Raw genomic sequence first — 21,179 nt, forward strand, 5'->3', positions numbered from 1 at the left:
GAGTCCTGCCGAGATGAAACGTTCCCGCAGCTTGCGCCTCACGGCGATGGCTATCGCTCCGGTGGTGCTCACCGCATGCCAGCCGGACATGGTGGATCCGCCGCCGCAGGTCGCCCAGTTCGATTATCCGTCGCTGCAGTCCTGCCTCGACGCCGACGACATCGCCGACGGCGACTGTCGTGGCGCGTTCCAGCAGGCGCGTTCGATGGCGCCGCGCTACCTCAGCGAAGAAGAGTGCGAGCGGATGTACGGTGACGATGCCTGCGAAGACTACGATGGTTCGCGCACCTACTTCATGCCGATCCTCGGCGGCTATTCCGTGCCTTACGGCTACGGCACGAGCCGCAAGTCGCAGTACGGCAGCATTGCGCCGATCTACGGCCGCAACACGCTGACCACGCGCAAGGCGGTGACCGTGGACCCGCCGCCGGCACGCGCGGTGACCGCGTCGCGCAGCGGCTTCGGGTCCAGCTCGTCCGCGCGCAGCGGCTGGGGCGGTTGATGCGACGCATCGCCATCGCGCCGCGCCCGGACTGGCGCGCGAAAGCGGAAGCGCTCGGCTTCCGCTTCCACACCATCGACGGTGCGCCGTACTGGGACGAAAGCGCGTATTACGCCTTCACGCTGCGCCAGGTGGAGGACGACATCGAGGCGCCGACCCAGGACCTGCACGACATGGCGATGTCGCTGGTCGACGAGGTCGTGCGCAGCGAGGCGCTGCTGTCGCGACTGGCGATCCCGGCGACCTACTGGGACTGGATCGCGCGGTCCTGGCAGCGCCGCGACCGGCACCTCTACGGGCGCATGGATTTCGCCTACGACGGCAGCGGCCCGGCGAAGCTGTTCGAGTTCAACTACGACACGCCGACCGCGCTGTACGAAGCGGCCTTCTTCCAGTGGCTGTGGCTGGAGGACGGCATCGCCGATGGCCGCCTGCCATCCGGTGCGGACCAGTACAACGCGATCCAGGACGCGCTCATCGAAGCCTTCGGCGCGATGGCGAAGGACGCCGCGCTGCCCATGCCGCTGTACTTCGCCAGCGTCGCCGCCTCGGAAGAGGATCGCGGCACGGTGCAGTACCTGCGCGATTGCGCGATCCAGGCCGGCCTGCGCACCGAAAGCATCGCGATCGAGGACATCGGCCTCGACGTGAGCGGCCGCTGGTTCACCGATCTCGACGATCGCGTCATCCCCAGCCTGTTCAAGCTGTATCCGCTGGAATTCATGTTCGAGGAACGCTTCGGCCCGGCGCTCGTCAACGATGGCCTGCGCCTGCTGGAGCCGGCGTGGAAGGCCGTGCTGTCGAACAAGGGCATCCTCGCGCTGCTCTGGGAGCGCCATGTCGGCCATCCGAACCTGCTCGAATGCCATATCGACACCGATCGGCAAGCGCCGCTGGCGCCGGGTTGGGTACGCAAGCCGTTCTTCTCGCGCGAAGGCGCGAACATCGAAGCGATCGATGCGCAGGGCCGCGCCACGCGCACCGAAGGACCGTATGCCGACGGCCCCGCCGTGCGCCAGGCCTGGCATTCGCTGCCGGTGTTCGATGGCGGCTATCCGCTGATCGGCAGTTGGGTCGTCGGCGACCGTGCGTGCGGCATGGGCCTGCGCGAGGATTCGACCGCGATCACCCTGGACACCTCGCGCTTCGTGCCGCACGCGATCGTCGATTGAAGCGGCGTCGCGTGCGCTGAGGCAGGCTCAGTACACGTCGCGGCGATAGCGTCCGTCGCGACGCAGCGCATCGACGATCGCGTCGCCCAGGATGTCGCGCAATGCTTCGTCGACGCCGGTCGCCATGCCGGCGGCGCTGCCGCAGACGCGCAGGTGCGCGCCGTCGTCGATCCAGCCGCGCAGCGTATCGGCGGCTTCACGCAGCGCGTCCTGCACGTAGCGCGGTCGCAGCGGATCACGGGAAAAGGCGAAGTCGCTGCGTGCGAGCACGCCGTCGCGCGACCACGCATCGAGTTCGTCGGCATAGTGCAGGTCGTGCTCGCGTCGGCGTTCGCCGAACAGCAACCAACTACGACCGGTTCGAGACAGCGCGCGCTGCGCGAGATGCGCGCGCAGGCCGGCGATGCCGGTGCCGTTGCCGATCAGGATCAGCGGCGCCTCGTCCGGCGCGGGATGGAAGCCCGGGTTGCTGCGGATGCGCAGACGGATCGTCGCCGCCTGCGGTGCGTGCAGGCACAGCCAGCCGCTGCCGAGGCCATGCTCGCCATCTGCGCGTCGTGTCAGCCGCACCAGCAGGCGCAGGTCGCCGTCTTCCGGAATCGAGGCGATGGAGTATTCGCGATGCGGCAGCGGCTCCAGCCGTGCAGCGAGCGTGGCGATGTCCTCGTTCTCGCGCATGTCAGGCCAGCGCGAGCGGGCGAGGCGCGTCGAAAACGTTTCGTGTCCCGATGCATCTTCGAGCGCGCGGTCTTCGATGCCATGCGCATGCATCCAGTCCGCCACCGATGCCGCATCGTGCTCCGGGCCGATCTCGACCAGGTCGCCCGCCGTCCAGCGCGGCATCGCGCCCTGCGCGCGCAGGCGGATGTCGTACACCGGCGCGCCGAGGCTGCCCGGGTTGAGCTCGCGCCGCGACACGAGCGTCCATGCCTCATAGTCCGGCGCGGCCCAGTCCGCGGCTTCGATCGCGGCGGACGCATCTCCTGCGACCTGCGCGATCTCGTGCTGCCAGCGCCGCAGCGCGCCGCCATCGCCATTGTCGACTTCGATCACGTCGAACAGCGGTGTCGCGCCGCAGCGGCGCAGCCAGTCGTCGATCGCGTGGCCGAACGCGCAGTAGCGCACGTAGCGGCGATCGCCCAGTGCGAGCACGGCATAGCGCAGATGCGTCAGGTCGCGCGTGCTTGACATCACGTCTGCCGCGAACGCCAAGGCGTTGTCCGGCGGATCGCCTTCGCCGGTGGTGCTGACGATGAACAGCGCGGTCTCGCAGCCGTCGAACGGATCGGATCCAATGTCATCGAGTGCCGACAGCGCCGGTGCGGCGCTGGCCGCGCGCAGGCTGTCGGCACTCAGTTCGGCCAATCGCAGCGCGAAGCCGGTCTGGCTGGCGTAGAGCACGCGCAGCGAGGCGTCGCGTGCGACGGGTGAGGTGCTGGAAGCTGGCGTCGCTGCGCGGCCACTGCGCAGGAAGTAGGCACAACCGAGCAGGTAGGCGAGCAGCAGGCCGCCGGCGATGGCGAGTTTCGGTCCCGATGCGGATATCGACGGCCACGGCGCGCTCTGCCAGGTGGGCATCCACAGCGCGAGGGCAGCCAGTGCCGCGAGCAGCACGGCCTGGGCGAGGCGTGCGCGTGGCGACGCATGCGGTGCGGACGGCGCGCTCACCCAGCGATCTCCGACAGCGCGTCGAAGCGCGACGACACGCGTTCGACCAGCCGCATGCCGTCGCGCACGAGGAAGCGTGCCGCCAGCGCATGACGTTCGGCGAACGCGAGCCCGGCGTCGGCGCCCATCACCGTGAGCGCGGTCGCCCAGGCATCTGCGCGCATCGCGCTGTCGGCGATGACGGTGACCGCGACCGGCGCATCCTGCACGGGGCGCCCGGTGCGTGGATCAATGGTGTGCGAGAGACGCTGGCCGTCGTGTTCGAACACATGCCAGCGGTCGCCGGACGTGGCGATCGCCAGGCCGTCCAGTTCGACGGTGCGCAGCGGCGGTGGCCCGATGTCCGGTACGGGCTCGGACTCTTCTGCGCAGCCTTCCACGACCACGCGCCACGGCGTGCCGTCGGGCTTGCGGCCGTAGCCGAACAGTTCGCCGCCGACTTCGACCAGCGCGGCGGGCACGTCGGCATCGCGCAGGCGACGCGCGACGATGTCGGCGCCATGGCCCTTGGCGATCGCGCAGAAGTCGAGCGTTACGCCGCCGGGCTGGCGCAGGCGTGGCGGGTCGTCTTCGAACAGCGAAGCGAGCGCATCGACATGTCGAATGCGCAAGCCGGCGAGCATTTCGTCATCGGGCACGCGCTGCGCCGGTGTCGACCGACCGAAGCCCCAGGCATCGACCAGCGCGCCGAGTGCGGGATCGAAGGCGCCGTCGCTGCGCGCGGCAATGTCGAGCGCGCAGCGCAGCACCTCGGCAAAGGCAGCGGGCAGGGCATGGACGCTGCACGGCGGCGCACGGTTGTAGCGGACGAGGTCGCTGTCCTCGACCCAGGGACTCATCTGCGCGACGACCGCGTCGAGTGCGCCCTGCGCGATCGCGTGCAGGGCGTGCGGGTTCCGGGTCGGCGCGCAGTACGCGCGCACCGACCAGGTCGTGCCCATCGTCGCACCCGCAAGGCGCACGCCGTCGAGCGCGCGTGCTTCCCCTGGTCCTGCCACTGCAAGTCTCCGGTGCGGCTTACTGCGGCAGCACTTCGAGCGTGGCGACGTAGCTGAGGCGACGCTTCTTCGCCTGCGGCACGCTGGTGCGCTCGTCTTCGGTCGCGGCTTCCAGCCAGTACATGCCGGCTTGCGGCCAGGTCACGCGGAAGCTGCCGTCGACACCGGTCGTCACCTTGATCTCTTCCTGCGCGTTGCGATAGCGCGTGGCGCCGCGCACGATCTCGACTTCCAGCCCTGCGGCGGGTTTGCCGTCGATCACCAGCGCGAATTCGGCGGTTTCGCCGGCGAACAGGTCGTTCGGATGGGTCTTCGCGACCAGTTCGATGCCGGTGCCGGCGGGCTTGAGCGCGGTGGTGTTCGGCGCGCCGCGGGTGACGAAGGTTTCCACGCGGCCGATCGACTGCGAGACCTGCAGGTTCGGCGCGTCCTTGGGCACTTCGGTCGCGAAAGTCTCGGCCGTGCCGCGCCAGCGCTTCGGCTTGCCGGCTTCGTCCCAGCTCGCGAACAGGCCCTGGTTGAGCATCGCGACGCGATAGGTGCCTTCCTGGGTCAGTTCGATGTCGAACACGCTGCGGAACTTGCCGGTCGCGCCGTTGGCGCTGGTACCGCGCGAGCCGTCGGGCATCGTGATCGACAGGCGATCCAGCGCGATCGGCACGTGGTTGAGATGGAACAGGTCGTTCGACACGGCGGCGTCGAAGGTGACCCACGGCTTTTCGCCCGCGACGACCGTCTGCGACGGCAGCAGCCAGGACTTGTGCGCGGAGGCGGCGAAGGGCAGGAGGGCGGCGGCGAGCGCAACAGCGAGCACGGGACGGAGTTTCATCGCATGACCTCGGAAGATGGGGATTGAAGGGGCGGAAGGCAGGATCAGGGCGCGATCTTCAGCGCGATCGCACCGAGTTCGGTTGTGCCCTGGGCGTTGCCGGTGAACGCAGCTTTGGGCTTCCAGGTGAAGGGGATCTTGAGCAGTTCGCGACCACCGACTTCGCGCGCGGCTTCGACCACGAGCGTGTACTGGCCCGGCTTGAGCGAGGCGAGGCGCGGATCGCTGTCCTTGAAGCTCAGGGCGTGCTTGCCGACCGGACGGGTCGGGCCGGTCACGCCGTCGACCGGCACCTTCAGCGTGCGGCCGCTGCGGCGCCACCACTGGCGCAGGTCGGGCAGCCACTTGGTGCCGTGGCCTTCGCTGTTGCTGCGCTGCTGGTACCAGACGCTGAGGTTGGCGGCGACCGCCTGGTCGGCGCCTTCGATCCACACCGCGACATACGGTCGGTGGTATTCGGCGACGTTGAGCTTCGGGATTTCGATGTCGATCTTCAGTTCGGCGGCATGCACGGGCAGGGCGAGGCCGGCGCCGATGGCGAGCGTGACGGTGACGGGCATGGAGACGGACATGGAAGCGAATGATGTTCCGCGGAACGACATGGCGACGGACCTCAGTGGATGAAGAGAAGGGCGAGCAGGACCGGCAGCACGATGCCGAGGCCGACCCAGGGCCAGGTGCTGCGTCGCTGCCGCGCGTACATCTGCAGGAGCAGCAGGCCGGTGAGGCAGAACAGCACGCAGGCGACGGCGAAGACATCGATGAACCAGCGCCACGCGGTGCCGCTGTTGCGGCCCTTGTGCAGATCGTTGAAATAGGCGATCCAGCCGCGATCGGTGCGCTCGTATTCGACTTCGCCGGTCTCGCGGTGGATGCTCAACCAAGCGTCCGCACCGGGTGTCGGAAGCGAGATGTAGACCTCTTCGGGCGACCACTCGCCGGGGCGACCGCTCAGATCGAGACGCAGCTGCGCATCGAGCCAGTCCTCGACGCGCGCCGGCAGCGGCGCTTCGCCTTCCTCGCGCGTGCCGAGTGCGGCGAGCACCTTCGGCGGCAGCGTCGCTGCCTTGCGCTCGACCTGCGGCGAGGCTTCGATCGAGCCGGCATGGTTCAGGGTGATGCCGGTGATCGCGAACAGCAGCATGCCGGCGAGCGACGCGGCGGCGCTGATCCAGTGCCACTGGTGCAGCGTGCGCAGCCAGAAGCCGCGCTGGCGCTGCGCCGCAGCGATGTCCTTCGCGCGCGACGGACTCACGTCTCGGCCCATTGCCGCAGCAGGTTGTGGTACACGCCGGTCATGCGGACCAGCGAGGGATGTCCGGGATGGTCGCGGGTGAGCATGCGGATCGACAGGTCCAGGTCGAACAGCAGGCGGCGATGGCCGTCGTCGCGGATCATGCTCTGCATCCAGAAGAACGAAGCCACCCGCGCGCCGCGCGTGACCGGCGTGACCTGGTGCAGGCTGGTGCTGGGATACAGCACCAGGCTGCCGGCCGGCAGCTTCACCCGCTGCGTGCCGTAGGTGTCCTCGATGACCAGTTCGCCGCCGTCGTATTCGTCCGGCGCGCTGAAGAACAGCGTCGCCGAGAGGTCGGTGCGGACTGGTTCGGCGCTGCCACGGCTGCGGTCGTAGCGCACCGCGTTGTCGACGTGGTAACCGAAGGACTGGCCGCCGCTGTAGCGGTTGAACAGCGGCGGATAGATGCGCTTCGGCAGCGCGGCGGCGAAGAAGGTGTCGTTCTTCGCCAGCGCGTCGAGCACGATCTGCCCGAGTTCGCGCGCGACCGGCGATCCCTCGGGCAACTGCGCGTTGTCCTTCGCCTGCGCGGACTGGTAGCCCGCAGTGACCTTGCCGTCGGCCCAGTCGGCGGCGTCGAGCAGGCCGCGCGCGTGCGCGACCTGTTCGGGAGTGAGGACGTCGGGGATGGCGAGGAGCATGGGTCGGGACGTTCGGAAATACGACGGGCGGTTAGGGGATCAGAAGCGGTAGGTCGCCGTCAACGTCGCCGAACGCGCATCGCCAGGTGTGGCCCAGCCGTTGTTGCGGATGCGGGTGTAGTACTCCTTGTCGAACAGGTTGTTGACGTTCAATTGGAGGGCGAAGGCGTCATTGATGCGATAGCCGACCATCGCGCGGTGCATCCAGTAGCTCGGCGCCTTGTAGAGCACCGCGCCGCTGTTGTTGAGGTAGAAGTCGCCCTGATAGGTCGCCCCGTAGCCGATGGTCCAGTCGTTCAGGCGGTAGGTCGTCCACGCGCTGGCCGAATGCTTCGGCGTGTTGGTCAGCGGGTTGCCCGCCTGCGCATCGACGCCGGTGGTCTGGCGCACGAAATCAGAGACGCTCTGCAGCACTTCGCTGTCGAGGTAGGTGTAGTTGGCGAACACCGACCAGGCATCGGTGATGTTGCCGGCCACGCCCAGCGCGATGCCGTCGACGCGCGCCTTGCCGTCGAGCTGCTGTTCGCCGGTCGGGTTGTTCGGATTGCCGGGGTCGGCGACCTTGTAGTTCTGGCGCTCGTTGCGGAAGAGAGCTGCCGTCAGCGCGAGCCTGCTGTCCAGCAAATCCCACTTGGTGCCGAGTTCGACGTTGACTGCGGTTTCCGGATCGACAGCACAGGTCTGCGCGGTGCAACTGCCGTTGACCGAGGCCTTCGATGGCGTCTTGCTGTTGGAGTACGCGAAGTAGATCGTGCCGTGTTCGACGGGCTTGAACACCAGGCCCGCGCGGTACGAGAAGAGGTTGTCGGCGTTCTCGAAGGTCGGGTTGTAGGTGATCGCGCCGCCCGCGGCAGGGGTGGCGATGGTGATCGAGCTGGTATCGCCTTCGTTGCGCTCGTAGCGCGCGCTGAGGCTGAGCCACCACTTCGGGTTGAATTTGATGGTGTCGAAGACGTACAGCGAACGGTTGTCCAGGTCACCCTTGGTCTTGCCGGTCACGATGAAGTTCACCGGGCCGGTCCAGCGCGTGTCCGGGTTGTAGATGCTGCGGACCGGGAACGTCGGCGTGGTGCCGTTCGGATTGCGCAGCGAGTTGCCCGTGGCCAGGTCGAACGACTCGTGCATGATCGAGAAACCGGCCACGAGATCGTGTTCGACGCTGCCGGTCGAGAAGTTCAGGGTGGCATCGGTCTGCGTGTACAGGATCGTGTTGCGGGTGTCGCGCGTGTTGCCGGCCGGGCCGCCCTGGGTGAAGAAGCCCGGGGTGGCGCAAGCGGCGCCCGTGGTCACGAGCGTGCCGTTGCCGAGGCACCAGGTGCCCTGCGGCGGCGTCACGCGGATGAGTTGCTCGACCTCGGACCAGCGGGTCAGGTTGCGGATCGAGAACTTCTCGTTGAAGTCGTGCTCGAAGATTGCCGTCGTGGTGTCGCTGGTGATTTCCTGCGTATCGAAATTGTGGAAGCCGAAATACGTCGACGGATCGACGCCCGGCAGCGGGCCGTCGTTGAAGGCGTTGCGGTAGTAAGGCACGCCGTAGGTCGGCGTGTTGTCATCCTGCTGATGCACATGGCTCAGGGTGAAGCGGGTGTCGGTGCCGAGGCCGAAGGCGATCGACGGCGCGAAACCCCAGCGCTTGGCTTCTTCGTGGTCGCGACCCGGAACGTCGTTCTGGTGGACCATCGCGTTGAGGCGCAGGGCCGTGCCGTTCTCGAAGTCGAAGTTGCTGTCGGCGGTGCCGCGTACGTAGCTGTCGGTGCCCGCACCGAGCGTGAACGCATGGGCATCGCCTTCGCGGGCGACCTTGCTGGACAGGTTGATCGTGCCGCCGACCGAGCCGGCGCCGGACATCACGGAGTTCGCGCCGTTGACCAGTTCGATCGCTTCGAGGTTGAAGTTGTCGCTGCGGCTGTACTGCGCGCTGTCGCGCACGCCGTCGACGGTGATGTCGCTGTTGGCAGTGAAGCCGCGCAGGTTGATGCTGTCGCCGAAACCACCGCCGCCTTCACCGGCGCCGAAGGTGATGCCGGGGAGGGTGCTCAGTACATCGCGCAGGCCCAGGAGGTTCTGCTGTGCCATCACGTCCTTGGTGACCACGGTGATGGTCTGCGGCGTGTCCTGCAGCGATTCGGTGTATTTCGGCGACTGCGCCTTGGGGCGCATGCCGTGCACTTCGACCTTGTCGATGGTCTGGGCGTCGAGGCCGGCATCGCCGGCAGCATCGGACAGGGTTTCCGCCTGGGCGGCGGTGGAGAGGGCGAGCAGTACGGCGACTGCGAGTGCGGTTTTCGCGAGGTGGGCAGGCATGGTCATCGGTCGGTACGGTCAAAGGGACGCGCGCGGCGACATGCGCTGCGCGACGGCGGCTCCGGGCGACGATGGCTGGCGGCAATCGTTGGCTCTCTCGCCTGCGGACAGGTCCGTGCACGGGGCTGTCGGACCGGCGATGATGTTAAATGATAATTATTATCAATTGCAACATGTTCTCACTCGCCGCGGCTCATGTGTCGACACGAAAAAGGCGGGACTCCGCAGCGAAGTCCCGCCTTTTCCGTGCACGGATGCGTCGATGTCGCCCGGTCATGCCGGGCGGAGGGCGTCGTCAGGTCCGGTCGTCGCGGGTCCAGACCAGGCCGTCCTCGACCTTCACCGGGAATTTGGCCACCGGCTCATAGGCCGGTGCACACAGTGCCTCGCCATCGCGCAGCGAGAAGCGCGCGCCGTGCAGCACGCAGGTGATGCTGCCCTCGGCAAGGTCGACGTCGCCCGAGGACAGTTCGAACTCGTCGTGCGTGCAGCGGTCTTCCAGCGCGTAGAACGCGCCGTCGAGGTTGACCACCACGATCGGCGTGTCGCCGGCCCAGGCCACGGCCTTTTCGCCGGGGAGCAGCTGCGAAGTCGGACAGACGAAGACCCAGTCGCTCATCGGGCGGGTTCCATGGGGCTGGCCGCAGCCAGGGATTTTTCGAGGACTTCGAAGCGCAAGTCGGGACGCTTGGGCTGCCCGTAGCGCGCGTCGCCGTAGGGGAAAGGCTTGACGATGCCGGTGCGCCGGTAGCCGCGACGCACGTAGAACGCGATCAGTTCGTCGCGGCAGTCGATCACGGTCATGCGCATGCGCGCGCAACCCAGTGTCCCGCGGGCGACGCGTTCTGCTTCGGCGAGCACGGCCTTGCCGATGCCGCCGCCCTGGATGCTCGGATCGACCGAGAACATGCCGAAATACGCGGTCGCGATGCCATCGTCTGCGGCCTCTTCCGCGACGTGCGCACAGGCGACCATGCGGCCGGCGTCCTCGGCGACGAGAATGACGCTGCGCGGCCGTTCGAGATCGGTGCGCAGCATGTCGGCATCGATGCGCTGGCCGTCGAGCAGGTCGGCTTCGGTGGTCCAGCCGACGCGGCTGGCGTCGCCGCGATAGGCCGAGGTCACCAGGTCGATGAGCGCGGGGATGTCGGCGTCGGTGGCGGTGCGGAAGGCGAGGGTGGTCATGGCGTGGTGGCGATCAGGCAAGCAGGTGGCGCACCTTGCGCAGCGCGGCGACGAAACGTTCGATCTCGTCGTGCGTGTTGTAGAAGGCAAACGAGGCGCGGCAGGTGGCAGGTACGCCGTAGAACTGCAGCAGCGGATGCGCGCAGTGCTGGCCGGAGCGTACCGCGACGCCTTCGAGGTCGAGCAGGGTCGCGAGGTCGTGCGCATGCGCGCCCGCGACCAGGAAGCTGATCACCGCGGCCTTTTCCGGCGCTTCGCCGAGGATGCGCAGGCCGTCGACCTTGCGCAGCTCCTCGTTGGCGTGAGCGAGCAGTTCGGCCTCGCGCGCTTCGATCGCGTCCATGCCGATCGCGGACAGGTAGTCGACCGCCGCGCCGAGGCCGATGTGGCCGGCGATGTTCGGCGTGCCGGCTTCGAAGCGATGCGGTCCGTCGTTGAAGACCGTGCCCGCGAAGCGCACTTCCTTGATCATCTCGCCGCCGCCGAGGAAGGGCGGCATCGCGGCGAGGTGTTCCCTGCGCGCCCACAGCGCGCCGGTGCCGGTGGGCCCGCACATCTTGTGGCCGGTGATCGCGTAGAAATCGCAGCCCAGCGATGGCACGTCCACGGCGCGGTGCGGCGCCGCCTGCGAGCCGTCGATCACGGTCGTGATGCCGCGTCGGCGCGCTTCGCGGCAGATCTCCTTCACCGGATTGACCGTGCCCAGCACGTTGCTCACGTGGGCCAGGGCCAGCAGCTTCACGTCCGGGGTCATTGCCGCGTACAGCGCATCGAGGTCGAGCGTGCCGTCCTCGCGGATTTCGGCGACCTTGATCACGGCACCGGTGCGCTCGGCGACCAGTTGCCACGGCACGATGTTGGCGTGGTGCTCCATGCGGCTGACCAGGATGGCGTCGCCGGCCTTCAGGCGCGGCAGCGCCCAGGAATAGGCCACGATATTGATCGCGAAGGTCGTGCCGCTGCACAGCACGAGTTCGTCGCGATGCGCCTTGAGGAACCCGGCGAGTTTCGTGCGCGACGCCTCGTACGCCTCGGTGGCCTCGGTGCCCAGCGCGTGAACGGCGCGGCTGACGTTGGCGTTGTGCTGGCGGAAGAAGTCGTCGACGGTGTCGATGACCTTCGCCGGCTTCTGCCCGGTGTTCGCCGAGTCGAGGTAGACCAGCGGTTTGCCGTGGACTTCGCGGGTCAGCAGCGGGAAGTCCGCACGGATCGCGGCCCAGTCGTGCGTCGTGCTCATGCGGGCGACACTCGCGAAAGGTGGATGTCCAGCGTGGCGGTCAGCGCCGCGCGCAGCGCGGCATCCTCGACCACGGCGAGGACTTCGCGGCAGAACGCGGCCGTCAACAGGGCACGTGCCTCCAGTTCGGGCAGACCGCGCGAGCGCAGGTAGAACAGCGCGGTCGGGTCGATCTGACCGACGGTGGCACCGTGCGCGGCCTGCACTTCGTCGGCGTGGATGACCAGCACCGGCTGGGTGTCGATTTCGGCGTTGGCCGAAAGCAGGAGGTTCTTGTTCGACAGGTTGGCGTTGGTGCCATCCGCGCCTTCGCGGATGGTGATCCCGCCATGGAACACCGCACGGCCGCGACCGGCGCCGAGGCCGCGCCACAGCAGGTCGCAGGCGGTGTCGCGGGCGATGTGCTCGATGCCCAGGCGGGTATCGACATGCCGTTTGCCGTCGGCGAGCAGCACGCCGTTGGCGGCGAGCCTGGCGCCTTCGCCTTCCAGACGCACGTTGAGTTCGTGGCGCGACAACGCAGCGCCGAGCTCGAGGTCAACGCGGCGGTAGTCCGCGTCGCGCGCCAGCACCGCGTCGGTGCGCGCGAAGGCGCTGGCGCCCTCCGCGTCGTCCTGCACGCGGGCATGGACGAGGCGCGCGCGCTGGCCGAGATGCGCATGCAGCACGTGGTTGCGCAGGCCGCGATCCTCGCCGAGCGCGATGTGATGTTCGACCAGGGTCAGCGCGGCGTCGTTGCGCAGGTCGACGAGGTGACGCAAATGCACGGCCGCATCGGCCTGCGCGCCGCTGGCGACGAAGACCACGTACAGCGGGGCGTCGACGACAACGCCCTGTTCGACGCGGATCACGACGCCTTCCTCGGCCAGTGCGGCGTTGGCGACGGCGAACAGAGCATCGGCGCCGGCGTAGCGGCGCTGCAGGACGTTGACATCGCGCGGCTCGCCTTCGCGCAGCACGCGCGACAGCGGCTGTGCGTCGACGCCGGCCGGCAAGGCCGAGATGTCGCTGCGCGCCGCATCGACACGGCCATCGACGAAGACCAGACGCGGCGTCGGGATCGCGGCGAGGCGCGCGTCGAGCGCTGCGGCATCGATCTCGACAGCGGCAGCCGGCACGAAGGCGCGCCGTTCCAGCGCGCGCAGCGGCGTGTATTTCCAGGCTTCGCTGCGCGGTGCCGGCAGGCCGTCGCGGAGCAGCGCATCGCGCGCGGCACGGCGGCTCTCGCCCAGGCCGGCGGCCTCGGGTTGCGCCAGCGCATCGAACGCCTGCGCGAACGCGTCGAGCAGGGCGCTCATCGTGCGGCCGCTCCCGTCGCCTGCGCGCCCGGCGCCAGGCGATCCTTGATCCAGGCATAGCCGTGGGCTTCGAGTTCCAGCGCCAGCTCCGGGCCGCCGCTCTCGACGATGCGGCCGTCGGCGAGCACGTGCACCACGTCCGGCTTGATGTAATCGAGCAGGCGCTGGTAATGGGTGATCACGATGAAGGCGCGGTCCGGACTGCGTAGCGCGTTCACGCCATCAGCGACAGCTTTCAGTGCGTCGATGTCGAGGCCGGAATCGGTTTCGTCGAGGATCGCCAGCTTCGGTTCGAGCACGGCGAGCTGGAAGATCTCGTTGCGCTTCTTCTCGCCGCCGCTGAAGCCTTCGTTGACGCCGCGATGCAGCAGCTCGTCCTTCAGGTGCAGCACGGCCAGCTTCTCGCGCACCAGCTTGAGGAACTGCATCGAGTCCAGTTCGCTCTCGCCGCGTGCCTTGCGCTGCGCATTCAGGGCGCTGCGCAGGAAGTAGGTGTTGTTCACGCCCGGGATCTCGACCGGGTACTGGAAGGCCAGGAACACGCCGGCGGCGGCGCGCTCCTCGGGTTCCAGCGCGAGCAGGTCGCGGCCTTCGAACGTGACCTTGCCTTCGCCGACCTCGTAGCCCTCGCGACCGGACAGGATGTTGCCCAGCGTGGACTTGCCGGCGCCGTTCGGGCCCATGATCGCGTGGACTTCGCCGGGCTTCACGTCGAGCGAGAGGCCCTTGAGGATGTCCTTGCCGGCGACGCGGGCGTGGAGGTTGGAAATGGTCAGCATGTCGGAAGTCCGGAATGACGCAGAAGAGGAGGAGTGATGCGGGGCAGGCGGAACATCACCTCGCCCTTGTCGGTGAATTCGCCGCGCTGCCAGCCGTTGGCGCGATAGAACGTATCGGCGCGCGTGTCCGGCGCGGTGCTCAGCGACACGATGTCGACGCCCTGCGCGAACAGCCAGTCGGTGGCGACGGCGATCAGGCGGCGGCCGATGCCTTGGCCCTCGTTGGCGGGGTCGACGAACAGCGCCCAGATGTCGGCCTGCGCCTGTCGCGCGACCGAAAAGCCGAGGATGCGAGCGTCGCGTTCGCAGACCCAGCTGTTCGATGCGCCGGCGCCGCCCAGGTGGGCGCGATACACATCCGGGGTCAGCCAGGACGGGTCACTCAGGGTGTTTTCGCGCACGTCCATGCGGATCGCGTGCATCGCCGGTATGTCGGTGTCGACCGCTTCCCGCACGCGAATCGCACCGGCACCGCTTGCCAGCGTGCGCAAGGCTTCCAGCGCGTCCTCGCGCTGCGTCCACGGCACGAACAGGTGGTCGTGGAAATAGGCCGACACCGCGTTGCAGGGGATGGCGCGCTCGGCGAGAGCGGTGGCGATCGCGGCCATCATCCCCACCGCGTCGAGACTGGAATGGATGCGCAGGGTGATCTGCGCCCAGCGCGGTTCGTCGGCATGCGCAGCATCGTCTTCGCCTGCCTCGACGACCACGGTCGCGCCTTCGTCCTCGCGGAACAGCATGATCGCGTGCGCCGGCACCGCTGCATCGTGCGCCTGGGTGCGGATCGCGCGCGGACGCGCGGCCAGCGCGGGCGACAGCCCGGCCAGGAGGCGCTGCAGATCGGTTTCGCCGACGCTCGCGGTCATCCCACCGAGCCTTCCAGCGAGACTTCGAGCAGCTTCTTCGCTTCCACCGCGAATTCCATCGGCAGTTCGCGGAACACCGACTTGCAGAAGCCGTCGACGATCATCGACACCGCGTCTTCCTCGGAAATACCGCGACTGCGGCAGTAGAACAGCTGGTCATCGCTGATCTTCGAGGTCGTGGCTTCGTGCTCGACGGTCGCGGTCGGGTTCTTCACTTCCACGTAGGGGAAGGTGTGCGCGCCGCACTTCTTGCCGATCAGCAGGCTGTCGCACTGGGTATGGTTGCGCGCGCCGTCGGCGCCGCGCTCGACCTTGACCAGACCGCGATAGCTGTTCTGGCCGCGACCGGCGCTGATGCCCTTGCTGACGATCTTCGACTTGGTGCGCTTGCCGACATGGATCATCTTGGTGCCGGTGTCGGCCTGCTGGCGATGGTGGGTGAGCGCCACCGAATGGAACTCGCCGACCGAGTCGTCGCCGAGCAGCACGCAGGACGGGTATTTCCAGGTGATCGCCGAACCGGTCTCGACCTGGGTCCAGCTGATCTTGCTGCGCGCGCCCCGGCATTCGCCGCGCTTGGTGACGAAGTTGTAGATGCCGCCCTTGCCGTTCTCGTCGCCCGGATACCAGTTCTGCACCGTCGAATACTTGATTTCGGCGTCTTCCAGCGCGACCAGCTCGACCACCGCCGCATGCAGCTGGTTCTCGTCGCGCATCGGCGCGGTGCAGCCTTCGAGGTAGCTCACGTACGACTTGTCTTCGCACACGATCAGGGTGCGCTCGAACTGTCCGGTGTTCATGGCGTTGATGCGGAAGTAGGTGCTCAGCTCCATCGGGCAGCGCACGCCGCGCGGGATGAACACGAAGCTGCCATCGGAAAAGACGGCGGAATTGAGCGCGGCGAAGTAGTTGTCGCCCACCGGCACCACGCTGCCGAGGTACTGCTTCACCAGCTCGGGATGTTCCTTGATGGCCTCGGACATCGAGCAGAAGATGATGCCCTTCTCGGCCAGTTCCTTGCGGAAGGTGGTGCCGACGCTCACCGAGTCGAAGACCGCGTCGACGGCGACGCCGGCCAGCTTCGCGCGTTCGTGCAGCGGCACGCCGAGCTTGTCGTAGGTGTCGAGCAGTTCCTTCGGCACGTCGTCGATCGAGGCGTACTTCGGGCCCTTGGGCGCGGCGTAGTAGCTGATCGCCTGGAAGTCGATCGCGCCGATCTCCAGCTTCGCCCACTCCGGCGGGGTCATGGTCAGCCAGTGCCGGTAGGCGGCGAGGCGCCACTCGGTCATCCACTCGGGCTCTTCCTTCTTGGCCGACAGGAAGCGGATCACGCCTTCGTCCAGACCGGGCGGGAGGGTGTCGGTCTCGATGTCGGTCACGAAGCCGGCGTCGTAGCGACGGCCGAGCTGTTCGAGGATCTCGGCGTTCTGCACCGGTTCGGGAGTCGAGGCTTGCGGGGTGGGGAGCGTCATCTTCGATACCTCAGCGCGCAGTCAGCGCGACGGGAATGGCCTTGCGCGGCAGCGGCGCGCCGGGGGGCAGGGCCATGTCGGCCAGCGAGATCCCGCGCAGGGCCTCGGCGACCACGTCGTTGATGCGGCGCCAGTTCGCGCGGGCGCCGCAGGAGTGTTCGATGCCGCACTGGCCGTCGTGCACGCTGCACTCGGTCATCGCCAGCGGGCCTTCCATCGCCTCCAGGATCTCGACCAGGGAGATCTCGCCGGCGGGGCGGGAGAGGCGGTAGCCGCCGCTGGCGCCGCGGAAGGCCTGCACCAGCCCGGCCTGGGCCAGGGGTTTCAGCACCTTGGCCACGGTCGGCGCTTCCAGTCCGGCGCGCTCGGCCAGCCCGCTGGCGCTGAGCACGGCCTCGGGCGTGCTGGCCAGAACGGTCAGCACGAGGGTCGCGTAATCGGTGAGCTTGGTGACGCGGAGCATGTGTCCGGCCGGCGCGGGAAACAAAGAGGACCGAAATTGTACGCTTTCGCCACCCAGGGCTCAAATCGGCGGACCAGGATGCCTCGGGTCGGCATGGGCGGCAGCGGGTGACGAATGTCAGGTCCGATCGCTGACGATCCGCAATGGTCCGGTGGTGCGCGATCCGGAGAATCACCGCCATCCCGCCACGCACACAGGAGTCCGCCATGAATGCCCAGACCCAGACCCGCACCGTCCTCGAAACCACGCTGCACACCGTCGCCGGCCAACTGGTCGAGCGCGCGGCCAAGGTGTCGACCGAGGGCCGGGGATCGCAGGTGCTGCGCTGGCTGCTCGCGATCGGTGCGATCTTCCTGGCCTGGAAGGCCCTGCGCGGACTCAAGTCGATCTTCTGGACCCTGTTCGGCCTGGGTATGGCCGTGTTCTGGACCGGCCTCTGGCGCGTGTGGTTCTGAAGCGGTCGTTGCGAGGCCCGTGACGATGGCGCGGGGCGCGAGCCGCCCCGCAGGCAAATGCGCCATAATCCGAGGCCTCCGTCCCGCTGGATCACGCACGCCCATGCCCAAGAAGAAGATCGTCGCCCGCCTGTCCAGCATCCACGGCAATGGCGTGTTCGCCGACGAACCGATCCGCAAGGGTGAGCGCATCGTCCGTTACAAGGGCACGCTGCGCACGCACAAGGAAGTCGATCGCATGTACGGCGACCAGGACGAGAACGGCCACACCTTCCTCTTCACCCTCAACGACGAGTACGTCATCGACGCGAACGAGGGCGGCAACGTCGCGCGCTGGATCAACCACAGCTGCGACCCGAACTGCGAGTCGGTCACCGAAGAGAACGACAAGGGCAAGTCGCACAAGGACAAGGTCTTCATCGAGGCGATCCGCGACATCAAGCCCGGCGAGGAGCTGACCTACAACTACGGCATCGTCCTCGAAGAGCGCTACACGCCCAAGCTCAAGAAGCTCTGGGAATGCCGCTGCGGCTCGAAGAACTGCACCGGGACGATGCTGCAGCCCAAGCGCTGATGCAAGAACGCCGATGCCGCAGTGCATCGGCCTTCGTCATGCTTTGCCGCCCGTTTCGGCAAAGTCCGGAGTGACGGAGGATGCGGCGGGCGGAACGTTTCCATGACTTAAGACAGTCGTCGCAGTAGAGGCGTGGCGCGAGCATGTGCGCCACGTTTTCATTCGGGATGTGCCATGCGCGCATTGCTCTCCGCACTGGTCTTCTCGTTGCCTCTGCCCGTCCTCGCCGTCCAGGTGGACGGGAGGATCGATCCGACGGAATGGGCCGATGCGCAACGCATCGACGACTTCCGCCTCACCCAGCCGTTGACCCGCGCGCCCAGCCCCCACGCGACCGAAGCCTGGTACAAGGCCACCGAATACGGTCTGGCCATCGCTTTCCGCAACCGTCAGCCGGCGCGCGTCCCGCGCACCCGGCAACGCTTCCAGCGCGACCGCAACGGCAACGTCGACCGCGTGAACGTCTACGTCGACTTCGACGGCGACGGCCGCAGCGGCTACAACTTCATGGTCGGCCTGTCGAACGACATCGCAGACAGCACGATCAGCAACGAGAACCAGTTCAACGGCGACTGGGACGGCCACTGGACGCATGCGGTGTCCGAAGACGACGACGGCTGGTCGGCCGAGATGCTCATTCCCTGGCACATCGCGCCGATGCGCCAGGGCGACGGCGCGACGCGCACGATCGGCCTGGCCCTCGACCGCGTGGTCGGCGACAGCAACGAGCGCATGGCTTGGCCGGCGATCAGCTTCAACGAGCAGCGCTACCTCAGCGAACTGCGCAAGGTCGAGGTGCCGCAGTACAGCCAGTCGCTGCTGGCGATCACGCCCTACGTCGTGGGCCTGTACGACAACGTCGGCGGCAAGGCCGACTTCGACGCCGGCGCGGACATCTTCTGGAAGCCGAACGGCCAGTTCCAGCTCAGCGGCACGATCAATCCCGACTTCGGCCAGGTCGAAAGCGACGGCATCGTCGTCAACTTCAGCGCCATCGAGACCTTCTTCGGCGACAAGCGGCCGTTCTTCACCGAGAACCAGGGGTATTTCGAAGTCCCGTTCGGTTCGCTCGGCAATGCGCAGCAGTTGATCTACACCCGACGCATCGGCGCGCCCGCCGACGACGGCAGCGGTGCCGGCGACGTGGCCGCGGCGGTGAAGATCAACGGCAGCGCAGGCGGTTTCGGCTATGGCGTGTTCGCCGCCACCGAGAACGACGACGCCGGCCGCGATTTCTATGCCCTGCGCGCCACCCGCGATTTCGCGGGGCAGGGCGTCGGCGCGATGCTCACGCGGGTGAACCGGCCGTTCCTCGACCGCGAGGCCACGGTCTTCTCGCTCGACCACCGCTGGAGCCCGAACGCGCGCTGGACGGTGCGCAGCAATGTCGTCGGTTCCAGCGTCGTGCAGAACGGCGATCGCTTGCGCGACACCGGCGGGCAGATGCGCATCGACCACCAGATCAACGATGCCTGGCGCCAGCAGCTCTACCTGCTGCATACCGGCGGCGACCTGCAGCTCAACGATTTCGGCTTCCTGGATCGCAACAACTTCAACTACGGGCGCTACGAGGTGTCGCGGCGCATCACCGGCCTTCCGGAGGACTCGCCTTACGCGTCGCACCAGTGGCGGTATGCGGTGTCGCGTCGCACCAACGACGATGGCGTGCACATCGCGGATGCCTTCGCGATCAACCGGGGCAGCGAGCGCCGCGACGGCGGCAACCAGTTCGTCGAGATCGCCGGCTGGACTTCGGGTCACGAGGACCTGATCACGCGGGGGCACGGTGCCGTGAAGCATCCCGGCCGTCTGTTCGGTTTCGCCGAGCGTTTTTTCCCGAAGAAGACGCACTGGTCGTTCTATGCCAACCTCCGCTACAGCGCCGAAGGCCTGGGCGGCATCGACCGCGGCGCGTGGTCGGTCACGCTCGAGCCTGCTTATGCGGTCAACGACGACCTGAGCTTTTCGGCGGGCCTCGAACTGCAGCGCAATCCCGACTGGCTGCTGTGGCGTGGCGACAACCTGCTGGGTACGTTCGGTTCCGAACAGGCGTTCCTCAGCCTGGGCTCGGTCTGGCTGATCGACCCGAAGCAGGAGCTGCGCGTGCGCCTGGAAGCCCTGGGCCTGGATGCCGAGGCCAAGCGCGCCTGGCGCGTCGCCGCCGATGGCACGCCGGTGCGCAGCAACGACGCGCTCGACGACTTCGCCCTGCGCAACCTCGGGTTCCAGGTGCGTTACCGCTACGAATTCGCCCCGCTGTCGTACCTGTACGTGGCCTACGTGCGCGGCGGTTCGCTGTTCCAGCGCGGTGTCGGCCCCTATTCGGTCGGCGATGAATTCACTGGCGCCTTCGATCTGCGCGACAGCGAGCAGCTGCTGGTGAAGCTGTCGTACCGGTTCGAGATCTGACCTGCGGGATCGCGCCCGGCCATCATCGATCCAGCTCGATCACCACCCGCTGGTTGCGGATGAGCGTGCCGGCGATGCGCCGCTCGCCGAGTTTCTCCCGGGTCTCAGCGTCGAGGCGATAGACCGGCTCTGCGCGCGCGTAGTCGCGCAGCCAGCCGTTGATGAGATCGCGGCCGGTGGCGTTCATGCGGCCGCCGAGCAGCGGCAGTTCTGCGGATTCCAGCGTCGGCTCTTCCATGTACAGCGCGTTGCTGCGCGGGTCGTAGCGCAGGCCGCTGGTCAGCGCGATATGTCCGGCGGGGCGGTCGCTGCGCATGCCGAGGCCCTCGATGCCGATGTCGAAATCCAGGTGCAGGCGCGTGCTGTCGGGCGGGATGGCGACCTGCGGATTCATCACGCTGAGCGTGACCAGACCGCCGAGCTGGTCGTACTGACGCGGATAGTGCTTGTCGAGCTGGGCCTGCAGCTGCGCCGGGGTGAAGGACACCTGGTTGAGCAGCACAGCCTTCGCGGTGTCCAGCGTGCCGCATGCGGCGAGCGTGGCGGTGGTCGCAAGCAGCAGCGCGGCGCGGAGCAGTGTGCGGCGTCGGGCGATCATGGCGGTCTCCGGAGGGTGGGGGAACGATGCTGCGGGTGCGGTGAACCGGGCGTGATCGGGCCAGGCGTGACTGGGAGGGATTTCAGCGATCGACGCGCGCCTTGCGCATCGGGGTGTAGTCCCACCAGGGACGTGGCGGCGCGCCGCGCATGAAGTCGATGATCGCGAGGAACACGTCGATCACGCAGGGATCGTGGCGGACGCCGGTGAGCGTGCACAGGCGATCGTAGAGCAGCCACGCATCCTGACTGGCGAGATCGGCCGGCGTGGCGATGCCGAGCAATCGCAGGTCCGCCTCGGTGGCGGGGCCCAGGTTGGGAATGTCCTGGAAACGCCGGACATCGGTGGCGTGGCTTGCCTTGGCCATGGTCTGTCCCGTCGTGATGCGCCGGATCGCGGCGTGTCCAAACGAAAAGGCCGGATTCCTCGCGG

22 protein-coding genes are annotated in these 21,179 nt (G+C 67.8%); 5 read left to right on the forward strand and 17 right to left on the reverse strand.

Annotated elements, in window-relative coordinates:
- Positions 1-13 precede the first annotated feature (13 nt).
- Positions 14-502, forward strand: coding sequence for a DUF1190 domain-containing protein (locus tag ACFQ0E_RS11380; protein ID WP_386823748.1), 489 nt, complete (start codon positions 14-16; stop codon positions 500-502).
- A complete protein-coding gene (locus tag ACFQ0E_RS11385; protein WP_386823749.1) occupies positions 502-1,674 on the forward strand; it encodes a glutathionylspermidine synthase family protein in 1,173 nt (390 codons plus the stop codon). The genes ACFQ0E_RS11380 and ACFQ0E_RS11385 overlap by 1 nt, the downstream gene beginning before the upstream one ends.
- Before the next feature lie 27 nt (positions 1,675-1,701).
- On the opposite strand, the gene ACFQ0E_RS11390 is transcribed toward ACFQ0E_RS11385, so the two are convergent.
- The 15 genes from ACFQ0E_RS11390 to ACFQ0E_RS11460 form a co-directional block, all read right to left on the reverse strand.
- Positions 1,702-3,342 carry a sulfite reductase subunit alpha gene (locus ACFQ0E_RS11390; RefSeq protein WP_386823750.1) on the reverse strand — a complete coding sequence of 547 codons (1,641 nt, stop codon included), beginning with the start codon at positions 3,340-3,342 and terminating at the stop codon, positions 1,702-1,704.
- Positions 3,339-4,283, reverse strand: coding sequence for an FAD:protein FMN transferase (locus ACFQ0E_RS11395; protein WP_386824124.1), 945 nt, complete (start codon positions 4,281-4,283; stop codon positions 3,339-3,341). The genes ACFQ0E_RS11390 and ACFQ0E_RS11395 overlap by 4 nt, the downstream gene beginning before the upstream one ends.
- Before the next feature lie 76 nt (positions 4,284-4,359).
- A complete protein-coding gene (locus ACFQ0E_RS11400) occupies positions 4,360-5,169 on the reverse strand; it encodes a DUF4198 domain-containing protein (protein WP_386823751.1) in 810 nt (269 codons plus the stop codon).
- Between the two features lie 44 nt (positions 5,170-5,213).
- Entirely contained in the window at positions 5,214-5,729 is a 516-nt protein-coding gene (locus ACFQ0E_RS11405) for a DUF2271 domain-containing protein (RefSeq protein WP_386824125.1), read from the reverse strand.
- Positions 5,730-5,782: 53 nt separating this feature from the next.
- The gene (locus ACFQ0E_RS11410) at positions 5,783-6,436 is read right to left on the reverse strand and encodes a PepSY-associated TM helix domain-containing protein (RefSeq protein WP_386823752.1); all 654 of its coding nucleotides are present in this window, start codon (positions 6,434-6,436) and stop codon (positions 5,783-5,785) included.
- Entirely contained in the window at positions 6,421-7,107 is a 687-nt protein-coding gene (locus ACFQ0E_RS11415) for a Fe2+-dependent dioxygenase (protein ID WP_386823753.1), read from the reverse strand. The genes ACFQ0E_RS11410 and ACFQ0E_RS11415 overlap by 16 nt, the downstream gene beginning before the upstream one ends.
- A 39-nt stretch (positions 7,108-7,146) precedes the next feature.
- A complete protein-coding gene (locus ACFQ0E_RS11420) occupies positions 7,147-9,411 on the reverse strand; it encodes a TonB-dependent receptor (protein WP_386823754.1) in 2,265 nt (754 codons plus the stop codon).
- A gap of 295 nt (positions 9,412-9,706) precedes the next feature.
- Positions 9,707-10,030 (reverse strand): Rieske (2Fe-2S) protein, encoded by a 324-nt coding sequence (locus ACFQ0E_RS11425; protein WP_386823755.1) that lies wholly within the window; start codon positions 10,028-10,030, stop codon positions 9,707-9,709.
- Positions 10,027-10,596: a GNAT family N-acetyltransferase gene (locus ACFQ0E_RS11430; protein ID WP_386823756.1), complete on the reverse strand. Its 570-nt coding sequence runs from the start codon at positions 10,594-10,596 to the stop codon at positions 10,027-10,029. The genes ACFQ0E_RS11425 and ACFQ0E_RS11430 overlap by 4 nt, the downstream gene beginning before the upstream one ends.
- A 13-nt stretch (positions 10,597-10,609) precedes the next feature.
- Positions 10,610-11,833, reverse strand: coding sequence for a cysteine desulfurase (locus ACFQ0E_RS11435; RefSeq protein ID WP_386823757.1), 1,224 nt, complete (start codon positions 11,831-11,833; stop codon positions 10,610-10,612).
- A complete protein-coding gene (sufD, locus tag ACFQ0E_RS11440; RefSeq protein WP_386823758.1) occupies positions 11,830-13,131 on the reverse strand; it encodes a Fe-S cluster assembly protein SufD in 1,302 nt (433 codons plus the stop codon). The genes ACFQ0E_RS11435 and sufD overlap by 4 nt, the downstream gene beginning before the upstream one ends.
- Positions 13,128-13,910 (reverse strand): Fe-S cluster assembly ATPase SufC, encoded by a 783-nt coding sequence (gene sufC / locus ACFQ0E_RS11445; RefSeq protein WP_386823759.1) that lies wholly within the window; start codon positions 13,908-13,910, stop codon positions 13,128-13,130. Before sufC ends, sufD begins: the two co-directional genes overlap by 4 nt.
- On the reverse strand, positions 13,904-14,776 hold the full coding sequence (locus ACFQ0E_RS11450) for an ACT domain-containing protein (RefSeq protein WP_386823760.1): 873 nt from the start codon (positions 14,774-14,776) through the stop codon (positions 13,904-13,906). Before ACFQ0E_RS11450 ends, sufC begins: the two co-directional genes overlap by 7 nt.
- Positions 14,773-16,248: a Fe-S cluster assembly protein SufB gene (gene sufB / locus ACFQ0E_RS11455; protein ID WP_386823761.1), complete on the reverse strand. Its 1,476-nt coding sequence runs from the start codon at positions 16,246-16,248 to the stop codon at positions 14,773-14,775. The genes ACFQ0E_RS11450 and sufB overlap by 4 nt, the downstream gene beginning before the upstream one ends.
- 10 nt (positions 16,249-16,258) lie before the next feature.
- On the reverse strand, positions 16,259-16,711 hold the full coding sequence (locus tag ACFQ0E_RS11460; RefSeq protein WP_386823762.1) for an SUF system Fe-S cluster assembly regulator: 453 nt from the start codon (positions 16,709-16,711) through the stop codon (positions 16,259-16,261).
- A gap of 206 nt (positions 16,712-16,917) precedes the next feature.
- Between ACFQ0E_RS11460 and ACFQ0E_RS11465 the strand changes: the two genes are divergently transcribed.
- From ACFQ0E_RS11465 to ACFQ0E_RS11475, 3 genes are all read left to right on the forward strand, one after another.
- The gene (locus ACFQ0E_RS11465) at positions 16,918-17,166 is read left to right on the forward strand and encodes a hypothetical protein (RefSeq protein ID WP_386823763.1); all 249 of its coding nucleotides are present in this window, start codon (positions 16,918-16,920) and stop codon (positions 17,164-17,166) included.
- Between the two features lie 103 nt (positions 17,167-17,269).
- Positions 17,270-17,740 (forward strand): SET domain-containing protein, encoded by a 471-nt coding sequence (locus tag ACFQ0E_RS11470; RefSeq protein WP_386823764.1) that lies wholly within the window; start codon positions 17,270-17,272, stop codon positions 17,738-17,740.
- A gap of 174 nt (positions 17,741-17,914) precedes the next feature.
- Entirely contained in the window at positions 17,915-20,149 is a 2,235-nt protein-coding gene (locus tag ACFQ0E_RS11475) for a DUF5916 domain-containing protein (RefSeq protein ID WP_386823765.1), read from the forward strand.
- Between the two features lie 22 nt (positions 20,150-20,171).
- Here the strand turns inward: ACFQ0E_RS11475 and ACFQ0E_RS11480 are convergent, their stop codons facing one another.
- Positions 20,172-20,747 carry a DUF1439 domain-containing protein gene (locus tag ACFQ0E_RS11480; protein ID WP_386823766.1) on the reverse strand — a complete coding sequence of 192 codons (576 nt, stop codon included), beginning with the start codon at positions 20,745-20,747 and terminating at the stop codon, positions 20,172-20,174.
- A gap of 82 nt (positions 20,748-20,829) precedes the next feature.
- Positions 20,830-21,114, reverse strand: a complete 285-nt coding sequence (locus ACFQ0E_RS11485) for a helix-hairpin-helix domain-containing protein (protein WP_386823767.1) — start codon at positions 21,112-21,114, stop codon at positions 20,830-20,832.
- Between the last annotated feature and the right edge of the window lie 65 nt (positions 21,115-21,179).

Origin of the sequence: Lysobacter brunescens (assembly GCF_042677005.1) — a bacterium.
In the GTDB taxonomy this organism is placed as follows: domain Bacteria; phylum Pseudomonadota; class Gammaproteobacteria; order Xanthomonadales; family Xanthomonadaceae; genus Lysobacter_I; species Lysobacter_I brunescens.

Coding starts and splice junctions, on each gene's coding strand:
- ACFQ0E_RS11435 (WP_386823757.1), bottom strand. CDS start 11,833: ATGAGCACGACGCACGACTGGGCCGCGATCCGTGCGGACTTCCCGCTG.
- ACFQ0E_RS11395 (WP_386824124.1), bottom strand. CDS start 4,283: ATGGGCACGACCTGGTCGGTGCGCGCGTACTGCGCGCCGACCCGGAAC.
- ACFQ0E_RS11380 (WP_386823748.1), top strand. CDS start 14: ATGAAACGTTCCCGCAGCTTGCGCCTCACGGCGATGGCTATCGCTCCG.
- ACFQ0E_RS11410 (WP_386823752.1), bottom strand. CDS start 6,436: ATGGGCCGAGACGTGAGTCCGTCGCGCGCGAAGGACATCGCTGCGGCG.
- ACFQ0E_RS11430 (WP_386823756.1), bottom strand. CDS start 10,596: ATGACCACCCTCGCCTTCCGCACCGCCACCGACGCCGACATCCCCGCG.
- ACFQ0E_RS11480 (WP_386823766.1), bottom strand. CDS start 20,747: ATGATCGCCCGACGCCGCACACTGCTCCGCGCCGCGCTGCTGCTTGCG.
- ACFQ0E_RS11465 (WP_386823763.1), top strand. CDS start 16,918: ATGAATGCCCAGACCCAGACCCGCACCGTCCTCGAAACCACGCTGCAC.
- ACFQ0E_RS11415 (WP_386823753.1), bottom strand. CDS start 7,107: ATGCTCCTCGCCATCCCCGACGTCCTCACTCCCGAACAGGTCGCGCAC.
- ACFQ0E_RS11460 (WP_386823762.1), bottom strand. CDS start 16,711: ATGCTCCGCGTCACCAAGCTCACCGATTACGCGACCCTCGTGCTGACC.
- ACFQ0E_RS11420 (WP_386823754.1), bottom strand. CDS start 9,411: ATGCCTGCCCACCTCGCGAAAACCGCACTCGCAGTCGCCGTACTGCTC.
- ACFQ0E_RS11400 (WP_386823751.1), bottom strand. CDS start 5,169: ATGAAACTCCGTCCCGTGCTCGCTGTTGCGCTCGCCGCCGCCCTCCTG.
- ACFQ0E_RS11385 (WP_386823749.1), top strand. CDS start 502: ATGCGACGCATCGCCATCGCGCCGCGCCCGGACTGGCGCGCGAAAGCG.
- ACFQ0E_RS11450 (WP_386823760.1), bottom strand. CDS start 14,776: ATGACCGCGAGCGTCGGCGAAACCGATCTGCAGCGCCTCCTGGCCGGG.
- sufC (WP_386823759.1), bottom strand. CDS start 13,910: ATGCTGACCATTTCCAACCTCCACGCCCGCGTCGCCGGCAAGGACATC.
- ACFQ0E_RS11470 (WP_386823764.1), top strand. CDS start 17,270: ATGCCCAAGAAGAAGATCGTCGCCCGCCTGTCCAGCATCCACGGCAAT.
- ACFQ0E_RS11405 (WP_386824125.1), bottom strand. CDS start 5,729: ATGCCCGTCACCGTCACGCTCGCCATCGGCGCCGGCCTCGCCCTGCCC.
- ACFQ0E_RS11425 (WP_386823755.1), bottom strand. CDS start 10,030: ATGAGCGACTGGGTCTTCGTCTGTCCGACTTCGCAGCTGCTCCCCGGC.
- ACFQ0E_RS11485 (WP_386823767.1), bottom strand. CDS start 21,114: ATGGCCAAGGCAAGCCACGCCACCGATGTCCGGCGTTTCCAGGACATT.
- sufD (WP_386823758.1), bottom strand. CDS start 13,131: ATGAGCGCCCTGCTCGACGCGTTCGCGCAGGCGTTCGATGCGCTGGCG.
- sufB (WP_386823761.1), bottom strand. CDS start 16,248: ATGACGCTCCCCACCCCGCAAGCCTCGACTCCCGAACCGGTGCAGAAC.
- ACFQ0E_RS11475 (WP_386823765.1), top strand. CDS start 17,915: ATGCGCGCATTGCTCTCCGCACTGGTCTTCTCGTTGCCTCTGCCCGTC.